Source organism: Polyangiaceae bacterium (assembly GCA_016715885.1).
GTDB lineage: Bacteria > Myxococcota_A > Polyangia > Polyangiales > Polyangiaceae > Polyangium.
The window spans coordinates 100,705-120,919 of the sequence record JADJXL010000023.1 but is presented as its reverse complement, the minus strand read 5'-3'; the positions used below and the strand labels follow the sequence as shown (position 1 = coordinate 120,919).

At 60.3% G+C, this 20,215-nt stretch carries 13 protein-coding genes; 9 read left to right on the top strand and 4 right to left on the bottom strand.

Annotated elements, in window-relative coordinates:
• The first annotated feature begins 35 nt into the window (after window positions 1-35).
• The 5 genes from IPM54_33925 to IPM54_33905 all read left to right on the top strand — a co-directional run bounded on the left by IPM54_33925 (window position 36) and on the right by IPM54_33905 (window position 8,322).
• Window positions 36-2,630, top strand: a complete 2,595-nt coding sequence (locus IPM54_33925) for a lipid A core--O-antigen ligase (GenBank protein ID MBK9264771.1) — start codon at window positions 36-38, stop codon at window positions 2,628-2,630.
• A gap of 68 nt (window positions 2,631-2,698) precedes the next feature.
• Window positions 2,699-4,594: an asparagine synthase (glutamine-hydrolyzing) gene (gene asnB, locus IPM54_33920; GenBank protein ID MBK9264770.1), complete on the top strand. Its 1,896-nt coding sequence runs from the start codon at window positions 2,699-2,701 to the stop codon at window positions 4,592-4,594.
• A 33-nt stretch (window positions 4,595-4,627) separates the two neighbouring features.
• Complete coding sequence (locus tag IPM54_33915) at window positions 4,628-5,770, top strand: glycosyltransferase family 4 protein (protein MBK9264769.1); 1,143 nt, start codon at window positions 4,628-4,630, stop codon at window positions 5,768-5,770.
• A 66-nt stretch (window positions 5,771-5,836) separates the two neighbouring features.
• A complete protein-coding gene (locus IPM54_33910; GenBank protein ID MBK9264768.1) occupies window positions 5,837-7,342 on the top strand; it encodes an oligosaccharide repeat unit polymerase in 1,506 nt (501 codons plus the stop codon).
• Window positions 7,343-7,344: 2 nt separating this feature from the next.
• Window positions 7,345-8,322, top strand: a complete 978-nt coding sequence (locus tag IPM54_33905) for a glycosyltransferase (protein MBK9264767.1) — start codon at window positions 7,345-7,347, stop codon at window positions 8,320-8,322.
• Window positions 8,323-8,355: 33 nt separating this feature from the next.
• On the opposite strand, the gene IPM54_33900 is transcribed toward IPM54_33905, so the two are convergent.
• From IPM54_33900 to IPM54_33885, 4 genes are read right to left on the bottom strand one after another with little or no spacing between them, the layout of a single operon-like run.
• Complete coding sequence (locus IPM54_33900; protein ID MBK9264766.1) at window positions 8,356-10,815, bottom strand: Smr/MutS family protein; 2,460 nt, start codon at window positions 10,813-10,815, stop codon at window positions 8,356-8,358.
• A complete protein-coding gene (locus IPM54_33895; protein MBK9264765.1) occupies window positions 10,815-12,722 on the bottom strand; it encodes a sigma 54-interacting transcriptional regulator in 1,908 nt (635 codons plus the stop codon). Before IPM54_33895 ends, IPM54_33900 begins: the two co-directional genes overlap by 1 nt.
• A 52-nt stretch (window positions 12,723-12,774) precedes the next feature.
• Window positions 12,775-14,127 (bottom strand): hypothetical protein, encoded by a 1,353-nt coding sequence (locus tag IPM54_33890; GenBank protein MBK9264764.1) that lies wholly within the window; start codon window positions 14,125-14,127, stop codon window positions 12,775-12,777.
• Between the two features lie 58 nt (window positions 14,128-14,185).
• Complete coding sequence (locus IPM54_33885) at window positions 14,186-15,184, bottom strand: NAD(P)-dependent glycerol-3-phosphate dehydrogenase (GenBank protein MBK9264763.1); 999 nt, start codon at window positions 15,182-15,184, stop codon at window positions 14,186-14,188.
• A gap of 179 nt (window positions 15,185-15,363) precedes the next feature.
• On the opposite strand from IPM54_33885, the gene IPM54_33880 reads away from it, so the two are divergent.
• The 4 genes from IPM54_33880 (at window position 15,364) to IPM54_33865 (ending at window position 20,184) form a co-directional block, all read left to right on the top strand.
• Window positions 15,364-16,254 carry a Uma2 family endonuclease gene (locus tag IPM54_33880; protein MBK9264762.1) on the top strand — a complete coding sequence of 297 codons (891 nt, stop codon included), beginning with the start codon at window positions 15,364-15,366 and terminating at the stop codon, window positions 16,252-16,254.
• Between the two features lie 98 nt (window positions 16,255-16,352).
• Entirely contained in the window at window positions 16,353-17,417 is a 1,065-nt protein-coding gene (locus IPM54_33875; protein MBK9264761.1) for a hypothetical protein, read from the top strand.
• Window positions 17,418-17,483: 66 nt separating this feature from the next.
• Window positions 17,484-18,929 (top strand): signal peptidase I, encoded by a 1,446-nt coding sequence (gene lepB, locus IPM54_33870; protein ID MBK9264760.1) that lies wholly within the window; start codon window positions 17,484-17,486, stop codon window positions 18,927-18,929.
• Window positions 18,930-19,014: 85 nt separating this feature from the next.
• Window positions 19,015-20,184 (top strand): zinc-binding dehydrogenase, encoded by a 1,170-nt coding sequence (locus IPM54_33865; GenBank protein ID MBK9264759.1) that lies wholly within the window; start codon window positions 19,015-19,017, stop codon window positions 20,182-20,184.
• Window positions 20,185-20,215 lie beyond the last annotated feature (31 nt).

Here is a 20,215-nt window from a genome sequence, read left to right as displayed (position 1 = left end):
GACGTCGGCGGGAGCGAATAGAGGCGCACCGCCACGTGGAATCGGCATCGCGTTTTGCAGGCGACATGGGCGTGCAGATCGTGGCGGGTCTCGTGGCGCTCGTCGTGATTGCGTCGGCGCTCGCGATTGGCACGGTGCATGTTCAAACGCTCGTCGTGATCGCACCGATTGCGTTTGCCGCGGCAGCTTTGGGGATCCTGCACGATCTGAAGCGTCGTGGCGGCACGTCGATCGCCATACCTGCTGCCATTGCCACGGTATTGGCGGCCATTACGCTGCTGCAAGCGATTCCGCTGCCCATTTCGTGGCTCGAGCGCATCGCGCCGGCCAACGCGGACATTTGGGCGCGCGCGCTCATGCCATTTGGCGAAGCTGGACCACGCTTTGCCAGCATTTCGCTCGATCCGGGTGCATCGGTCGTCGAGGCGCTCAAGTGGAGCTCCTATGCGGCCCTTTTCACGGCCGCGGCAACGGTGTCGGCGCGATATGGCGCGACCATGGGCATTGGCGTGGTATTCGTCTCGGCCATTTTGGTGGCGACAGCGACCATCGCGCATGGGCTTCTCGGGTTGAAAGACGTGTACGGCATATACAAGCCGTCGGTCGAGCTTCCGCCATGGCACGTCGGACCGCTCATCAACACCAATACGCTTGCGGGGTATTTGAACCTCGGCGTTCTCTCCGGAATGTCCCTCGTCCTCACGCGAAGCCGCGACATGCCTCGATGGGTGATTGCAGCGGGCATTGCGTTTCTGATTGGCGTGAGCGTGACGAGCGCCTCGCGCGGCGGCTTGATAACGCTGCTCGTCGGCATCCTCCTCTTGGCGGCCCTATTGGGCACGAAGATCTCGCGAAAGAGCGAGGATGACTCGGCGGAATCCCGGGCTTCGGCGCGATGGCTTCTTGGTGGAACCTTGGTGGCCGGCGCGCTGCTTGCGGTCTTGGGCGGCACGCGCGATACGTGGAGCGAGCTTTACGACAAGAACCTCGGCAAATTGGAAATGGTTCTTTGGGCCAAACCGCTTTTGGAAGGTCATTTCTTTCTTGGCATTGGCCGAGGCGCATTCGAAAGTGTTTTTCCCGCGCACCGCACGGTTCCCGGGCACGTGGTGTACGCGTACCTCGAAAACTTCCCCGCGCAATGGCTCGTCGAATGGGGCGTTCCCATTGGAGCGCTCGCGCTTTTGGCGTTTGCGTGGACGCTTCGTCCTTCGCGGCTCGGCGCGCGGCATAGTGGTCTCGCGGCCGCCGCATTCACAGGGGTCGTCGTCGTCCTGCTTCAAAACCTCGCCGACTTGTCCCTCGAAATTCCGGCTGTTTGTTATGGCCTCGTCGTGACCATCGGATCACTGTGGGGCGACAATTTGAGGTCCCGAGCAGGTATCGAATACGAACAACGTCGTTCACAGCGCATGGGTCGAATGATGCCCGCATTCGTTTTCTCGAGTGGGCTCGTGATCGCGGCTGCTGCTTTTCGGTTTGGCCATCCGGACGTCGGCACCGAACGGAATTGGATCAAGCAGGCTTATGAAGGGCGTGATTTCACCAATCCGGCCATTCGTGCCGAGCTTCGAGCTTCCTTGCGCACGGCGATGCTCCGGCACCCTGGTGAGCCTTATTTTCCGCTCGTCGGTGCGCTCGTAGCAACGCGCACGAATAGCGAATCGGCCATTCCATGGCTTCAGCGGTCGCTCGAACGCAGCCCTGTCAATCCGCGAGCGCATTTGCTTCTCGCGGAAGTGCTCGGGACGCATGGTGCCAAAAGACAAGCGCTGCTCGAATTGCGATTCGCCATCGAACAGGATGCGGCGCTCATCGATGTCGCGGCGCGTTTGGCGCTACGATTCAGTACGAAATACGACGACCTGAATCTCGCGATACCCGAAGGCCCGCGCGCAGCCATGACCCTCGATTCCTTTGGACGGCACGCCGAAGCCGCGAAATTGCCAGAATTGCGCTCGCGTTTCGACGCCGAAGCCATTCGTCGTGATCCGAGCATCTTTGGGCCGCGCATTCGCGAAGCTGAAGTGCGTCTTGCCGCAATGAAGAACAAGGATGCCAAAGGTGGCCTGTGCGAAGACCGCGACAAGTGTGCACGAGAAATTCAGGAGCATGCCGCTGCCCTCGAACGATCGCATCCGACCGAATCCGTATCGGCTCGCATTGCGGCGCGTCTCAAAGTGCTCGAGGGCAAACCCGAAGAGGCCGATGCGCTTTTGGCGGAGCGTTGTGTGCACGTGCGTGACCGCGCAGAATGCATGCGCGTCCGAGTGGAGGCGGCTTCCAAAATCAGCGGCACCGAACGAATCGACCTGGCAGCGCGCGAGTATCTCGGAGCGAGTTGTTTGTCGTCGACGGCGTGCGCCGACGCGGCCACCTTCGTTGCCGTGGTGCGGGAACAACGCGGCGATGCGGCATCCGCGATTGCGCTTTATGCGCGTGCGGCGCGCGAAGAGCCAACCGAGGCGCGCTGGCTTGCTCTGGCGGATGCGGCCAGTCGTGGAGGAGCTCATGCCCAATGTGTCGACGCACTCGAACGATTGGCGGCAAAACGCGGCGGCATGGATGAAGCCATTCGCAAACGTATCATCGAGGAACGCGCGCGAGCTTTGGGGAAGTCCGCGCATTGACGACCGATCGCCACATGTTGACACTTTCCTTTGCGATGCCACGAAAGCATGAATAGGAGCCACGACACGTGTGCGGTATTTTTGGATATGTCACCACCAAGCCTGAAAAAGGTGGCCGCGCGGTTCTCGAAACCGCCCTGCAGGCGCTGCATCATCGAGGTCCAGACGATTCTTCATTGCTCGAGATCCACGATGAACCGCTCGAATGCGGCCTAGCGCATACCCGATTGGCGATCATCGACCTGTCTCCGAATGGTCGGCAGCCGATGACGACGCCTGATGGTCGCTACACGATCGTATACAACGGCGAAGTTTACAACTTTCCCGAGCTTCGTGCCAAACTCGAAGCGCTCGGCGTGCGATTTCGTGGCAGTTGCGACACCGAAGTGATCCTCGAAGCTTATGCGCAATGGGGCACGGACGCGATTGCGCGGTTTCGGGGCATGTTTGCCTTCGGGATTTGGGACCGTCGCGAGCGCAAGCTCGTGCTCGCGCGCGATCACATGGGCATCAAGCCTCTGTATTTCACGTCGGGTCCGGGGTATTTTGCTTTTACTTCCGAAGTTCGGGCGCTCGTACGAACGGGGTTTTCCGCCAAAACGATTTCTCGCCGCGCCGTTGCTTCGTACTTGTCCACCGGTTCGGTCTCCGAGCCCGATACGATCGTCTCCGACATCGCTCCGCTTCCGCCGGGAACCATTCTCGAATATTCGAATGGCAGCGTGAGCTCGTGGACCTATTGGAGCGTGCCCGTGGAGCCTTCTACGAACACGAGCATGCATGCAGCGGTCGACGACGTCCGTTCGGTCTTGGCCGACGCGATTCGATTGCGGCTCATCGCCGACGTGCCGCTCGGGGTATTCCTTTCGAGTGGTATCGACAGCACGACCATCGCGTCCTTTGCGGCGCGAACGTCGAGCTCGCCCATTCGCACGTTCACGGTCACGTTCGAGGAGGAGTCGTTCAGCGAAGGGCGCATTGCGGCCGAAACGGCGCGTCGCATTGGCTCGAACCATTGCGAAGTTCGCCTTGCCGGCCGCGATACGCTCTCCAGCATCGACGACGTCATGATGTCGCTCGACCAGCCATCTCACGACGGATTCAATACGTACATCGTCTCCAAGGCAGCCCGGCAATCGGGGCTCTCCGTCGCGCTTTCCGGTCTTGGCGGGGACGAGGTGTTTGCAGGTTATGGAGGTTTTGGGCAATTTGGTTTGGCGCTCGCCATCGGTCGCCTCACGCGCCGCATTTCCCCGTATCTCGATCGCGCAGCATCCGTCGTGACGCAGATTGGGCGCGTCCCTCACCGCATTCAAAAATTTGCCGATCTCCTTCGAGCCGGTGGTTCGCCCAGTAAAACATATGCTACGTTGCGGTCGATGTTCGGGGTCGAGCAAATCCGGCAGCTCATCAGCCCCGAATTTGCCGAAGACGCACCCTTTTTGCCCGTCACGATTCCTCCGGGTTTCGCCACGCTGCTCGAACGCGGGGATCTCGAGCCGGAAAATGCCTATTCGGCGCTCGAGTTGTCCAATTATCTTCGCGATACGCTCTTGCGCGACGCGGATGTCATGAGCATGCGGCATGCGTTGGAAGTCCGCGTACCGCTCGTCGACCACGTGCTCATCGAGCATGTTTTACGTTTGCCAGCCCACGTAAAACTCGACCGCAAAGTGAACAAGCCGCTGCTCACCCAAGCTGTTGGTGATTTGCCAAACAACGTTTTGCGTAAGGCGAAGATGGGCTTTTGTTTACCATTTGGGGATTGGTTGAGGGGGCCGCTACGTCCGTGGGCGGAGGAAATGCTTCTTGGTGCGCCCATTCGGCGTTTGCCGTTTTTGAACGCGCGCGCGGCGGCGGACATTTGGCAAGCGTTTCTTCAGCGGCGGGTTGCATTCTCGCGCGTATTTTGCTTGACTGCGCTCGTCGCGTACTTCGACAGTCATGCACTGTCGGTGGATTGATTGTCGGCGATCGGCTCTTTCGCGGGTTTACCAATGAAGTTTACTCTGCTTTGTCCCGATCTCGTCGATACGACCCAAGGAGGCATACCCACCGTCACTCGGCAGGCGCTTCGTCAAATCGAGCGTATTGCGGACGAGCGTGGGATTCCCATTGATTTCGACATTTGGGCATTGCATGACAAGCCATGTTCGGAGGTCGATGTCGCGCGCGCCAGTGGTCTTCGCCGGCCGCCTTTGCGTTTCCGAGGGTTTGGAGGGGCACGCCTTTCGATGTTGGCGGCTGCGGCGGCCGAACGAGGGGAGCACGATTTCGTCTTTACGACGCATATTGGTGTCGGCCCGGTCGGTCGATTGCTCCGCGGCGCCCGCGGGAAGCTCGTACAATTCATTCACGGTGTCGAATGCTGGCGCAAGTTGTCCCTGCCGCAGCGCGCGGGCCTCGAAGCGACCGACGGAATTTTGTCGAATAGCCGATTCACCTTGAATCGATTTTTCGAATTCAATCCCGAATGGAAGCGAATTCCGGGCACCGTTTGCTGGCTTGGACTCAATCGCGATTTGGATTCGAATCCCACGGAGGGAATCGCACCCGCAGATTCGGTGCCCTCCGTACTGATCGTCGGTCGCATGACCGGTTCCGAGCGTTACAAGGGTCACGAGGAGCTCATTTCGGTTTGGACTGACGTGCGCCGCTTTCTTCCGACGGCGCGTCTCGACATCGTCGGCGGCGGGGATGCGCGAGCCGACATCGAAGCGCGAGCCGAACGTCTGGGACACATCCGCAGCGGCGCGATCCGATTCCTTGGTCGAGTTCCTTATGGCGAGCTTCGGGAATGTTATCGGCGCACCGACGTGTTTGCCATGCCGAGTTGTGGGGAGGGATTTGGCCTGGTGTACCTCGAGGCCATGGCGGAGGAAAAACCGTGTATTGCTTCGACGAACGATGCGGCGTGCGAAGTGGTGATCGGTGGCGAGACGGGGCTGCTCGTGCGTTATGGGGATCGCCCCGGACTTGCACGGGTCGTCGTCGAATTGCTCGATGACGTGGACAAACGTCGACGATTGGGCAAGCTCGGCCGCCAGCGCTTACTTCAGCACTTTACCGAGGAACATTTCGGCGGAAGGCTCTGGAATGCGCTTTCGGCATTCGCGCCAGACCTCCGTCCGGCGGGGTGACCTTTCGGTTTCCTTGTCCTCTTGCGCAACAGTGTGTCACAATCGGATCGTACGATGCAGGGCTCCTTGTCCGACACACCGCTGTACGATGACCCCATTGGGCGTCGTGCTGGTGCCCGTGCAGCGAGTACGGCCAAGGCGTGGCCACCGGTCGTCGCGGAAAGATATCAGCGTTACGCGCCGCTCGCGCTGCACACCATGTTCCTCTTGGTGGTCACGCTCGTGTGGCTCATCAGCGAGCATCCTGCCGTTACACTCTACGTGTCGGGCGCGATAGGGATCGTGGTCTATGCGGTGCTGGCGGTTATCGAATTACGCAGGGCACCGCTTTTCGTGAGTCCATTGAGCGCGCTTTTCGTGTGGTTTCTCCCGCCGGTGGGGCCGAGCGCCATTCATTTTGCGAACAAGATCGTCGATGGCGAGCCGATGCCATTTTCCGTGAAAATGTTGCAGCCGGACGACGTCGCGATGGGCTACATCATGATGGTGCTCGGAAACGTCGCATTGCATGCGGGTCTGCAATTGACGCGTCCATTTGCTGCGACGGCGACCATGCCGGTTGCAGTGGGAAGCCCGCCCTCCGTTGCATTGTTCATCCTGTGGACGGCCGGAATGGGCACTCGAGTTGCGGCGAAGTTCGTCGCGTCGTTCGGTGCGATTGCCGGGGTCATGCATTTCGCGTCGACGGCGGCGCTCGCGGCGTATTTCCTCAGTCATGACGCACGAAAGAGGGGCCTGCTTTTCTGGACTATTTTTTACGTCGGCACGCTCGTCGAATTCGTGACGAATTTGAATTCGGGTTCCAAGGCATACTTGATGTTCAGCTTTTTGCCCGCATTGTGGTTATTTTTGCGTGACGCATGGCTCCGAAAGTTCATCCCGCTTCTCGCGGCCGGCATGTTTGCGTTTTACATTGGCATCATCGCGCCGGTCGTCATGGCGTCGCGCATGAAAAGGTTCGATGCGAACGCCTCGCAATTCGATCGCATCGTTCAGGTGTACACGGCGGGTGATTATGAAAAGGAGGTCGGAACGGAAAAACAGATCTCGAGGTACTTGGAACGTTCGTTCGATGCCACGGCGATGGCGTGTATTTACGGAGAAGTTCAGAAAACTGGGCTCATGTATGGCGAAGGAATGGATTATCTTGTATATGCATTCATTCCGCGGTTCATTTGGCCGGACAAACCGACCATCACGCGCGGAGCGTGGTTTACGGTGTACCTTGGTCAAGCTCGCACGGAGGCCAAGGCCACGACGTCGCTTGGGCAAACCGCGCCTGGCGAGCTTTATTGGAATTTCGGCTGGTATGGCGTCGTCATTGGCATGACCATACTCGGCATCATGTGCGGCAAACTTTGGAAACTCGCAACTCCGTTCGCCGAAAGGGACCCTTTGCGCTTGCTTTTGTATTTCGGCGTAACGTTCACGATTACGCACATGGCCGAAGCGGGTAGTGTTTTGGTCGCGCTGATATATCGAACGGTCACGATTGGAGTCGCCATCCTCGTTTTCGACCACATTCGCAGCATTCCCGAATTGCGTCGGGCCACCATTTTGGATACCAAATAGCCATGCGATTTCTCGTTCTCGGACCTCGATACGAAGACAGTTTCGTCGACAACGTCGCTTCGGCGCTCACGGAAATGGGCCACGAAGTGATTGGCAATGAAGAAGTCCGGCATGCCGAGTATTGGTCGCTGCCGAATCGGCTCGTGCGGGCGCTGAAGGAGCGAATTTTTGGTGATGCGCCGCTGCCGGCCGATCGAAAATTGCTCGATCTCGTGCGCCAAACGCGCCCCGACGTATTGCTGGCGCTCACGTGGGACGTGCATCCACAAATCCTGGCAGAGCTCGGAAAAACCCTGCGCGGTCGCAGGATCCTGTGGTGGGGCGATTGTCCTGCCAACAGTCAGCGCTGGGGCCTTGTGAATCCTCATTGGGACACGGTGTACGTCAAAGATCCCGACGCTGCACAAAAGCTTCGTCTCGTCGGGCAAAACGCGCACCTCATGCACGAAGCGATGAATCCAAAGTGGCATCGCCCCGTCGCAACGCGCAAGAACGATTCCGTGATCATTGCAGGCAATTATTATGGCTTTCGCCAAGCGCTCCTCGTGCGCCTTGCACGCGATAATGTCGATCTTGCGCTCTACGGTTCACCGCTCCCGCATTGGGCGGCGCCCGAAGTGCGCGCTCGTTTTTCAGGTAAATACATTACGCGCACCGAGAAAAGTCGTATATTCGGCGAGGGAATGGCGTGTCTCAATTCTTTTGCCCTTGCCGAAGGAAATTCGATCAATTGCCGCGCATTCGAGATTGCAGGAGCGGGAGGGCTGCAAATCGTCGAGCGTCGGCCGACGCTTTCGCAATGTTTCGAGCCTGGTCGTGAAGTGATGGATTTCGGCACGTACGAAGAGCTCTTGGCACACATCGACAAGGCGAAGCGGTTTCCAGCGGAAGTAGAGCCCATTCGCGAAGCGGGTGCAAAGCGAGCGCTTGCCGAACATACGTATCGGCATCGGCTGGAGAAGATATTGGCTGCCTTGTGAGCCGCGGGTCGAACGAAAAACGGACGACTCGCTTCACTCCCGCAGCCACACCACCGTCACCCCGTCCCCGCCTTCGCGCGGCTCCCCCGGACGCGATTTCGCCACGTACGGGCTTTGCTTGACCGCGTCTCGCACGGCGTCGCGCAATGCGCCTTTGCCGTGCCCGTGAATCAAAAACGCGACCTTGCGGCCTGCACCCAGCGACCGATCCAAAAATTGCTCGGCCATGGCCACCGCTTCGTGCGCCCGGAGTCCGCGCAAATCCACCGTATTGTCGCTCGTTTGCGCAGGCACGTCGGGATCCGCCGCTGCATCGAATACCGATCGGCGCACGGGCCCTCGAATGCTCTCGCGCGGCTTTTCCGACATGCCCGCCGCATCCGGCGTACGCACGTCGGCAATCGTCGTGGTCAATTTGAGCGGCCCTGCTGCGACGCGAAGCTTCCCGTCGGCGAGCACTTCCACGACTTCCGCCGTCGTGCGCAGACGCGGGACGTACACGCGCATACCCGCGCGAATCGCGCCCGCATCGATGGCTCCCGGCACAGGGACATCGACAATCGGCGCGGGCTCGCTTTCTTCGAGCGCCGTGAGGCGTTTCGCGGCGACATCAATGGCTCGCGCCGCGTCCCGTAAATCATTCGCCGTCGGTTTGCCCCGCAGCTTGGCTTCCATTTCGCGCAATTGCGTTCGCGCCCGCTTCAGCGATTCGAACAATTCCTTGCCAGCATCCGTCAGAATGCCCCGCTCGATCGTCTGCAGCCGCGAAAGCTCCGCATTGAGCAGCCGTTCCTTTTCACGCGCCTCGTCCGTCGCACGTTTTGCCGCTTCACGCGCGACTTCCAGCGCCGTGCGCTCCGCATGCAATTTGTTGACGACTTCCTCGAAATTCGCCGCATCCCGCGACAAAAACTTTTCCGCCCGTTCGAGCACGATCTGCGGAATGCCGAATCGTCGCGCCACCGACAATGCGCTCGATGCCCCAGGAATTCCCATCACCAATCGAAACGTCGGACTCATCGTGGCAAGGTCGAATCCAACGGATGCATTGACGAATCGCGGATCGGCCAGCGCCAATGCTTTGAGCCCCTCGTAATGCGTCGTCGTCGCCACAGCGCCACCTCGAGCCACCATGGAATCGAGCACCGCGGACGCAAGCGCTTCACCCTCACGCGGATCGGTACCTCCAGCCAGTTCGTCGAGCAAAACCAAAGCGCCCGGACGCGTTTCTTCCAGAATGGCCGCCAGGTTTTGCACGTGCGCGCTGAACGTCGACAAATTTTTGTGCAGATTCTGATCATCGCCGACGTCCGTCAGGACAACCTCGAACGCCGCAACGCTCGAACCTTCGTCCGCCGGTACGGGCAATCCCGCACGCAAACAAAGCGCCGCCAAACCGAGCGTCTTTAATGCAATGGTTTTTCCGCCTGCATTCGGCCCCGAAACGATCATCGCTTGGCCTGCACCCACTTCAATGTCGCTCGGTATGACGTTCACCCCATCGAGCGCCAAGAGCGGATGCCGCGCACCACGCAATCGAATTGCCGGTTCGCCCCTGTCCTTTCCCCATTCTTCCATTTTGGGGACCGCAGGAAACGTCAACGTCAACTCTCGAGCAAGTCGCGCCGAAGCCGCACGAAGATCCGCATGTGCAAGCGCCGCGGCCGCCGCTTCGACATTGTGGATGTCATGCTCGATCTTTTCGCTGAGCGCCGCTCGCACGAGGTCCTCTTCGTGCACGACCTGCGCTTCGACCATTTTTAATCGATTGCCCAGCTCCACGATGGCGCGCGGCTCCACGAACAGCGTCGCACCACTGCCGCTCGTCGCATGCACGATGCCCGGAAATCGCTCGTGCGCATCTGACCGCACGGGAAGCACGTATCGACCATCCCGCTCGGTATAAAAAACATCCTGAAGAATATCAGCATGCTGCTGCATGATCTCTTCGAGCCTTCGGACGAGGCGATCACGCAGGTGCTTTCGTTCATTGCGCAATTCACCAAGACGCGGCGACGCCCGATCGGCGAGCGTGCCGTCGGGATCGAATGCGCTGTGAATTTCCCTTTCGAGCTTATCGAGCCCCGGGTCGGTGGAGCACGCTTGCAAGAGCAATGGAATGTGCGTTTTTCGCGATTGCAGAAAACGTCGCAATCGCCCCGCTTCGATGAGACACCGGCCCACCGAACGCAGCTCTTCATTCGTTAGCGACGCGCCAATGCGCGCACGCTCGAGCCCTTGCGCGACATCGGGCACATCCGGCGCCGGCAATGGTTCGCCCAATCGATTGAGGTCGACGGCTTCGCGCACTTCGCCCAGCGCGAGCAGCAGAGCATCATACGTCCGGGCAAACGGGAGCGTCCGCGCGAGCTGTTTTCCCGCAACGCTGGACGCTCGGTCCGCGAGCGCCGCGAGCAGGCGGTCCCATTCGAGGTCCGAGCGTGTTTTTGCAGGACAGGGATCGGGCAGCGCCCGAGAATTCTGTGGTTCCATCAGCCTTCGGAAGGTTCCCGCGCGCTCCCGCCCGCGCCGCTCGGCATGGGATTTTGCTCCTTTTCCAAATATCGGAAAATGGTGCGTGGATCCACGCCGAGGTCCCGAGCGGTCTGGGTGCGGTTCCCATTGTTGCGTTCGAGCACTTCGAGAACGTACCGCCGCTGGAATTCTTCTTTCGCTTTTTCGAGCGGCAAGATGCTGGATTCAGCGGCCGCACCCAAATCGAGATCCTCGGGGCCGAGGAGCGTCTTGTCGCAGAGCACGAGCGCCTTTTTGATGCGGTTTTCCAGTTGCCGGATGTTCCCGGGCCACGAATATTTCTTGATTGCAGCGAGCGCCGCCGGACTGAACCCTCGCACCGAGCTCTTCAATTCGTCGGCATATTTCGACAGCAACGCCTTGGCAATGATGAGCACGTCATCACCGCGGTCACGGAGCGGCGGTAGCCACAAATTGACCACGTTGAGCCGATAATAGAGATCCTCGCGGAAATTCCCGGCGCGGGTTTCTTCTTCCAAGTTCCGGTTCGTCGCGGCCACGATGCGAATGTCGACTTTCTCCGGGCGCGAATCGCCCACGCGAAAAACGACGCGTTCTTGCAGCGCTCGCAATAGTTTGACCTGCAAGTTCAAGGGAAGCTCGCCAATTTCATCCAAAAACAAGGTTCCCTTGTCCGCGACTTGAAACTTCCCCGGACGACTCGCAACCGCGCCCGTGAACGCTCCCTTCACGTGCCCGAAGAGCTCGCTCTCGATGAGGTTTTCCGGGATCGCTCCGCAGTTTATCGTGACAAACGGCCCGCCTTCCCGATTGCTACGGCGATGAACTTCCCGCGCGATGAGCTCCTTGCCCGTACCGGTTTCGCCCGTGATGAGCACGCTGATGTCGGTCGCCGCAACCTTGGTGAGCTTGCGGAAGACTTCGAGCATCGATGGACATGCGCCGATGATCTCGCCGAATTTCTTGTCCTTGAGATCCGCCTCGAGCTTGGCCTTGTCCGCACGAAGCGCGCTCAGGAGCATCGTGTTTTGCAGGATGAGCGATGCTTGTGATGCGAAGATGCCAACGAGCTCGAGCTGCTTGCGATCAAAGAGATGCTTTACTTTGTCGTTGCCGACGTAGATCGCGCCGATCACTTCGCCTTGCGACATGAGAGGAGCGCAGAGCACGCTCGACAACTTCATCGCGATGACGCTTTCGCTGCGGCCAAACTGCGTGTCTGCAAGCGCATCCGACACGATGACGGCACGCGCCGACGTGATGACTTGCCACACGATGCTGTCGGATATTCCACCCGCCGCATCGGTGATCGCTTCGCGACGAACGTTGCGTGAAGCGCGTACGACGAGCCTTCGTTCTTCACCGTCGCGCCGCGCGGTTTTGTTGGGATCCGCCGCGGCTTCGGCGCCTTCGAGGAGCAGCAAAAATCCCTTGTCCGCATGCGTGAGCTCGATGATGTCGTCGAGCATCGCTTCGAGCACTTCGTCGATGTTGCGTCGGTTGATGAGTTTTTCGCTGAAGGCAAAAAGCTTGCGAACGCCTGCAATTTCCGACGATCCCGTGTCGCGCTCGGGAGCCTCTTCGTCATCGTCGCGACGACGTGAAGATGCGGCCTCGCTGAACATCGAGAAGCCAACCTCGACGGATCCCAAGTGCAAACGATCGCCATGCACGAGACGCGCGCGGCGTTTCTTCTTGCCATTGATCGTGATGTCGCCGTCCTTGCCGAGCTCTTCGAGGACGAAGTCACGACCATCGAAGACGATCTGCGCGTGATGATCGACGAGGCCGGATCCACTGAGCGCAACGTCGTTGCCAAGCGCTTTGCCCATCGTCGTGACGGGCTTGTGAATGGCGTAGAGACGAGGCGCTCCTGCGGCTGCGAAGTACTTGAGTGTAGGCATCGACAAACCGAGGATAGCGCGTCATGCGGTGGCATGACGGCAGAGCGATGACTTAGTAGAGCTCGCCCATGAGTTGAACTCCGACACCCGCAGGGACCGGGAGAATCGTGGGCCCGAGGATACGAGCAAACTTGAAGCGCCGATTGTTCTCGACTTCGGCAGTGGGCGAGGCGCTTGCAGGCTCGGAGGACCCGATGAGCGCACCGACGACGGCTCCGAGCGGCGCGACGATGCCTTGGGCGTAGAGGCCCGTGCGCGGGTCAGCGTCGTCGGCGAGCGCATAGAATGGGTAGATGAGCGCGGAGATCGCGGCGCCTGCGCCAAACCCGCCCCACATCCAGCCGATTTGATTCCACGATGGCGTCCAGAAGAACGAGCCTCCGATGGTGCCTGCGAGCACGACGTTGTAACCGATGAGGCTGCCTAGAAACACGCTGTCGTTGGTCGTTTGCGCCCACGTACCGCTGCTCGCGGCACCGCCGAACGCGGCGCCGATGAGCGAGCCCCACACGGCGCCGGAGCTGACGAACGCAGTGGTTTGCGGCTTGAACTTGAGCGCGTAGTGGGCGAGGAATCCGCCGACGCCGCCGACGGTCGAGGCGATCATGTTGCCGCGGAAGTACTGCACGGCACCCCATTCGTTGCCAGGTGTTGCGGTGACGTATTGCCGACTGAAGATGAGCGCGTTTTCACCGGCGCCGATGAGCGTACCAGCAGCGATCGCGGCTGGGCGTCCCTGACGCATCTTGGGACGATCGAGGAAGAAGAACGTCGTGGGCGCGGCGACGCCGAAGACCACGGGAGCGATGAGTGCTGCACCGGGGTTTGTCACGCCCGCTTCGAGGTCGATCCACACGCCGACGCTGACGCCCCATGCGGCTGCGGTTCCATAAAGCAAACCCATCTCGCCGGTGGATCGTGTGGCGGGAGGAATGTACGGGGGCGTGACCGGAGGACACGGAGGCCCGCCTGGCTGCTGGATGCAGGGCTGCGGCTGGCCATATGGATTGGGCTGACCGTACGGATTCGGTTGGCCGTATGGATTCGGTTGGCCATAGGGGTTTGGCTGGCCGTACGGAGGAGGCGGCGGCGGTGGCGGCGGCGGTGGTACGGCCGGGCCAAACGGCGGAGGAAGTCCCGGGATGGTGGGAAACGTTGGCGCTGGAGCTGGCTGCTGCGGTGGCAATTGGCCTGGCGCCGTCGGCGGTGGTGGCGGCGGCGGTGGCGGCGGCGGCACCGTTGGGAACGGAGGCAAGCCGGGAATGGGCGGAAGCGTCGGAATTGGGCTTGGCGGAGGCGGCTGCCCGTTCGGATCCGGCACGGGATCCTGAGCGGCGGCGCGAACGGTCACACCAAGGGACAAACCAGTAGCGAGGACAAGAGCTAGGTAACGCAGCGGTCGCATCGCGACGTCGAGTCTACACATTTTCAGTGCACTTGCGCTGCAGGAATTCCCGACAAGGTCATTCCTTGCGTAAGGCTCGATTCATGACGTCGACGACAGCTTGAAACGCAGGCTTTTGTTCGTAGAGCACTTGGTAGACTTCCGTCGTGATGGGCATCTCGACGTTGAGCTTGCGGCCGAGATCGTAAGCGCTCTTCGCCGTCTTGACGCCTTCGGCGACGTGACCGAGCGAGGCGAGAATTTCGTCGAGCGTTCTGCCGCGCCCGAGCTCGAGGCCCACGGTGCGATTGCGTGAAAGCTCGCCGGTGCACGTGAGAATGAGGTCGCCGAGGCCGCTGAGTCCCGCGAGCGTGAGGGGGCTGCCGCCTTTGACCATGGCGACGCGCGCGATTTCGGCGAGGCCGCGCGTGATGACGCCTGCGCGCGCGTTGTGACCGAAGCCGAGGCCATCCAAGGCACCCGCGGCGATGGCGACGACGTTCTTGAGCGCTCCACCCATCTCGACGCCCACGACGTCGTCGGACGAGTACACACGCAGGCGTTCCGTCGCGAACGCGTGTTGTACGGTGACCGTTTCAGCGTGGCTCGTGCCGGCGACGGTAACTGCCGTCGGTTGTCCCGCGGCGACTTCTTTGGCGAAGCTCGGGCCGGACAAATAGGTGAGTCGGTGTTCGACGTCGCGACCGAGCACGTCGACGAGCACTTCGCTCATGAGCATGAGCGAATCGTTTTCGATGCCTTTCGTTGCACTACAAAGCAATGCGTTCGTCGGGACGTACTTGCGGGCATCGGCGACGACGCTTCGCAGGGCGTGTGAGGGAACGACGACGACGACGATCTCGGCGTTGCGGAGGGCTTGTTCGAGGTCGTCGGTGGCGCGGAGGCTGGGCGGCAGGGTTGCGGATGGGAGGTAGCGTTCGTTGACGCGGCGTTCGTTGATGGCGCGCGCAAGGGCGGGCGTATGGGACCAGAGGAAGGTGGGGTTTTGTTTGTCCGCGAGAACCTTGGCGAGAGCGGTTCCCCAAGCGCCTGCACCGAGCACTGCGACGTTGGCCATGGAGGAGACGGTACCATTGTCGGGGGGCGATGGGGGCGGGTTCCATTGGGACGAACCTGCGCTTACGCTCGGACGAACTCGACGGCCGGTAAGGTTTGGCAGGGCAATTTGAGCAGGTGTCCAAAAACGCGTGCACGCCCTGTCCGAAGCGGCTCTGCCGTGGTACCTTGGGCATGGTAATGAATGTCGAACCGCGGCTCACCCGGCGTCCCGTTCCGATCGCGCCAAGCGAAGAGCGATGGCGACAGATGACGAAGGAGGAGCGAGAGCAGTTCATCGTCAGCGTGAACGAGGCGTTGTCGGACCCGCTCATCACGATGTCCGAGGGGCGTCCGCACAAGAAAGCAAAGAGCCGCGCGATCGACATGCTGGGGCTGCACTTTCGTGCGATGGGACGAAAGATCTACTTGGCGGAGGAGATGTCCGTCATCTATCCGGAGACCGCGGGATTCACACCGGACGTGCTGGCGGTGCTCGACGTCGAAGAGCCCGCAGACGATCAGCGTATGGCGTGGGTCGTTCAGGACGAGGGCAAAGGCCTCGATTGGGTGCTCGAAGTGTTATGGGCGGGTGATCGGAAAAAGGACCTCGTCGAAAACGTGGAACGATATGCGACGCTCGGCATTCCTGAATATTTTATTTATGACCAAAAACAGCAACGGCTTTTGGGTTATCGACTTTCACCAGAATTGAAACGATACCAACCGATTTTGCCGCAATCGGGACTGTATCGATCGAGCGTACTCGGAATCGACTTGGCCATCGTCGAGGGTTCGTTGCGGTTTTACCAAGGGGCAGCCGAGCTTTACGACACGGCACATTTGATTCGGCGTCTCCAAGGAATGGTGGCGAATCTCGAAACGCGTGCGCAGGAGGCCGCTGACGAGGCAGAGAAAAACCGCATGACCATTCGTGAAGCAATCCTCGCCCTGCTCGCAACCCGCGGAATAACGTGTACAGAGGCGGCGCTCGAGCAACTCAATGGGTGCATCGATGCTGACGTCCTGAAGCGATGGCTTTCGCGCGCGATGACTGCTTCATCCGAGGCGGATGTGTTTTCACCGGTGTGAGTGAGCGCGTCGCTCACTTCTTCACCCCCGCTGCCCCCGACAAACCCCCAACAATCTCCCCGCACGCCCCGCCCGCTTGCATTATCCTGCCCCCCACCATGCAGCGTCCGTCCCTCTTCGCGCGGCTCTTTTCCCTAGCCTTCGCCGCGTCCTTCGTCGGTGCCAGTTGCGGTCAGTCGGGCCTGTCCATCATGCCCGGCGTCGTCAACAACCCCGGCAACCTCTCCCTACGCCGCGGCATCTTCGGCTTCGCACAAAGCCAAATCTGCACCGAGCTCAAAAAACGCTCCGTCCCGCTCCAGCTCCGCCAAGAAGACCCCGCCACCGGCCGCTTCTTCCCCAACTCGTGCAACACCCAACAGCTCGACAACAGCAACATGTTCGTCCAGTTCGGCGGATACGGTTACGCTTGGACAAACCTCACCAAACGCATCACCTTCGATGCCAATGCCGCCATCGAGTACCAACACGACTTTCTCATGCACGACTCGAGCATGTACGTGTACTTCCGCGAGAAAGCCACGACCGCAGTGACGTTCACCACGCGCCTCGTCGAAGTGCCCCCGCAATCGCCCGTCGTAGGTTTGCCCGGGGGAAGCACACAAGGCTTCCTCGACCTCATCGGCGCCGAAGTTTTGAAGAAAGAACTCGCCAAAGGCTTCACGATCATCCGCGATTCGGACGGACACATCGACTTCGGCGTGGGAATCGTGGAGAAAGGAAAACGCCCAACGTCACCGTACACGCCTGCCGACAACGGACGACTCGTGCTCGCCAACGAACGCGTCGAAGTGCACCAGAACCAACGTGACTACGTCGGACCCTTCGAAGTGACCGGAAGCAAACAAGCTCTCTTTCTCAGCGTCGCGATCGATGGCGCCCAGAACGTAGACGTCATGGTCGTCCATCGCGGCATCGGCGAAGCGTGGCTCGTGAGCTACACGTCCCAAGCAACACTTGGACAACCTCCAGCGCCGCCTGTTCTGGACGAACCCGTCACGAGTGGCATGGTTTGGCGTAGGACACTGCCGCTTCCCAAGGGTGAGTACTATGTTGTCTTCGACAACTCGCCGGCTGCCGGACGAACTGCTCCGCCGGTCGTTGCGGGCGATGATCGTGCAGTGCTCGTCAACTACGCCGTGGAGATTGGGCCTGCGCCCTGAAGCAAGGCCCAAGGCGTCTTCACGCGCCCTTGCCCCGACGCGAGTCGACGTATAGAAAGGCTGAGCTTGGCACACCCGCCGGAAGATACGCCGCCCCCGAGTTCACCCGCAGAAGCGAAGGACCTGCCCGACGATCCGCCCAAAGACGGACCCAAGGCAACGTCCGGATCGACGGGACTGCGCGCGCTTTTCTACATCGTCTGGATCATGACGGTGCCGTTTGTCTTGGCCATCCTCACCGTGTGGCTCTTGACTCCAGCACCCGGAGATCACGACGCGGGCGGCCTGCGTGTGTTCGTGGCCGAGCAGCAAATTCCTGCAGGCATCGTGCTGTTTACGCTCTTTGCCATGGTGACCTGGCACTTCCGTTTCGAGCTTCCGCTTTCAGGAGCGCTCGGCGTGGGACGCAAGGACATCCCGGCGACGATGCGAGCGCGTTTCGAAGAAGCGCAGATGCTGCTCGAAGAAGCGCGGCGCATCATGCGGCAGTACGAGCGTGAAGTCGGCAAGGGACTTCGTTCCGCCGAACGCGAACAGCTCACGCAAGCCCTCGCGACGCTCGAAAAGACGATGAATGCCGAGCCGTTCGATGCGGCCAAGTTCGACGAGGCGCATGCGCGCGCCGACAGGCTCGTGGGTGAACACTTGTCGCGATGGCGCAAGGGCGAGATGCGCGAGTATGCCGAATCGATCGGCGTGGCCGTCGCAGTGGCGCTGATTCTGCGAGCGCTCGTGATCGAAGCGTTCAAGATCCCGAGTGGTTCGATGATCCCGAGCTTGATGATCGGCGATCACATCTTCGTGAACAAGTTGACCTACGGGCCGCTCATTCCATGGACGGACAAGCGGCTGTTCTCGAGTTTGCCGCCGTCGCGTGGCGACGTGATGGTGTTCAAGTTTCCCGAGAACAAGGAACAAGATTTCATCAAGCGCGTGATCGCCGTGCCGGGTGACACGCTCGAAGCGATCAACGGCCGACCCATCATCAACGGGTGGCTCGTTCCGCATTGCTACGTCGGTCGCTTCGGGAAAGACGACGCGCGGCTCTACGTCGAGTTTCTCGAGGATGAGTCGTATTTCACGCTCTTCGCGCCCGACGACATGCATCCGAACGGCCCGGACGAACCCACGTGTCGAACGCAGGACGAGTGTGGACTCGGACAAACCTGCCGAGCGGGCATCTGTGGGCACCACCAAGGGCCGTTCAAAGTTGCTGCGAACGAAGCGTGGGTGATGGGCGACAATCGCTACAACAGCCACGATTCGCGCAGTTGGCGTGGAGGTCAGGGGGCGGGTGTTCCTTTCGAGAACATCAAGGGTCGCGCGATGTTCGTTTGGATGAGTTTTGCGCCCGGCGGAGGCATCGCTCCCGATCGTCTCTTCGTCAACGTCATGGGAAGGCCGAAGCTGCCCGCCAGCGCCGATGCATCGCTTCAACCGGCGCTCGACAAGTGCATGCGCGAGCGTCCGAGCGTTGCGCAAACGACGCCTCCCGGCCGCAAAGAACACTGACCCATTGCGTCAATCGATTGGCCCTTGCGCCCGGCGAATTGACGACGACACTTGGCGCGCGCGACTTCCGAGGAGGCGCTTGTTCATGACCGACGGCATGTGGGCATTGACGTACGACCGAGAGTCCGATCCGTGGGACTGTTCGACGGGATTTCGTAAAACCGAAGTGGCGCTTCCGCGCATCGACGAGGCGAGCGATTACCACGACCGATCGATGGTGCTCGTCAAGCCCATCATGACCGGCTTTTGCGGTTCGGATCGGGGCATCTGGTTTCGCACTGCATTCAAGGACATGATTTTCAAGTCGCTCGACCGCGACAAGAAAAACGTCCGCGTGATTGGTCACGAGCTGCTTGGGCGCGTGGTCGAGGTCGGTGTCGACGCGAAACGCCAATATGGTTACGAAGTGGGCGACATCGTTTCGACCGAGAGCCACATCGTTTGCGGTTTGTGTTATCAGTGCCGCATTGGCGACACGCACGTATGTGCCGACGACAAGATCATTGGTATCAGCGAAGATGGGTGCTTTGCCGACTACGTGAAACTGCCAGCAAAAGGGCTGTGGCGAACGGACATCACAAAAATCCGTCCCGAGGTAGCGGCGATTCAAGAGCCCTTCGGGAATGCGGTCCATGCGTGCACCAAGGTGAATTTGCGCGGGAAGCGTGTCGCGATCGTTGGATGTGGAACGATTGGTCTATTTGCCGTGGCGATTGCGCGCGCAATGGGTGCGCATTTCATCATTGGCGTCGAGCCGATGGAGAGCCACGCGGAAATGGCGCGGAGGCTCGGAGCGGATGTCGTGCTCCGTCCGCAGAAAGCTTCACCCGAGCGGCCGCATGCGAGCGACCCGGAACTTTGTGAACGAATTCGCAAGCTTACGGATGGCGTGGGGGTGGACGTGGCGCTCGAGATGAGCGGCGTCAATTCGAGCGTCAACAATGCCATTTCGGCCGTACGTCGCGGCGGGGATGTGATTCTGTTTGGTTTGAAGACCGGCGACGCGATCATCGAAAACTTCGATCGGCTCATCGTCGATGGAATCAGCCTGCACAGTGTCATTGGGCGGCGCATTTTCGAGACGTGGCACGTGACGCGGTATTTGCTCGAATCACGGGACCCGAACATTCACGACCTGATTTGGGAAGTGATTTTGCGCCGCGGGGAAGGAACGATGTTCGATTTTCGGGATTACGACCCGGCATCGTTCGAAAAGGCCATCAAGACCTACCCGAAGGTGATCATTCGGTATTAAAGAATTACCGTTCAGTCCAGTCCTGGGGGGG

Bases quoted from the DNA above. Each gene is read 5' to 3' on its own strand.
- IPM54_33865 (MBK9264759.1), top strand. From the start codon at position 19,015: ATGACCGACGGCATGTGGGCATTGACGTACGACCGAGAGTCCGATCCG.
- IPM54_33905 (MBK9264767.1), top strand. From the start codon at position 7,345: ATGCGATTTCTCGTTCTCGGACCTCGATACGAAGACAGTTTCGTCGAC.
- IPM54_33915 (MBK9264769.1), top strand. From the start codon at position 4,628: ATGAAGTTTACTCTGCTTTGTCCCGATCTCGTCGATACGACCCAAGGA.
- IPM54_33900 (MBK9264766.1), bottom strand. From the start codon at position 10,815: ATGGAACCACAGAATTCTCGGGCGCTGCCCGATCCCTGTCCTGCAAAA.
- IPM54_33895 (MBK9264765.1), bottom strand. From the start codon at position 12,722: ATGCCTACACTCAAGTACTTCGCAGCCGCAGGAGCGCCTCGTCTCTAC.
- IPM54_33880 (MBK9264762.1), top strand. From the start codon at position 15,364: ATGAATGTCGAACCGCGGCTCACCCGGCGTCCCGTTCCGATCGCGCCA.
- IPM54_33875 (MBK9264761.1), top strand. From the start codon at position 16,353: ATGCAGCGTCCGTCCCTCTTCGCGCGGCTCTTTTCCCTAGCCTTCGCC.
- IPM54_33885 (MBK9264763.1), bottom strand. From the start codon at position 15,184: ATGGCCAACGTCGCAGTGCTCGGTGCAGGCGCTTGGGGAACCGCTCTC.
- IPM54_33890 (MBK9264764.1), bottom strand. From the start codon at position 14,127: ATGCGACCGCTGCGTTACCTAGCTCTTGTCCTCGCTACTGGTTTGTCC.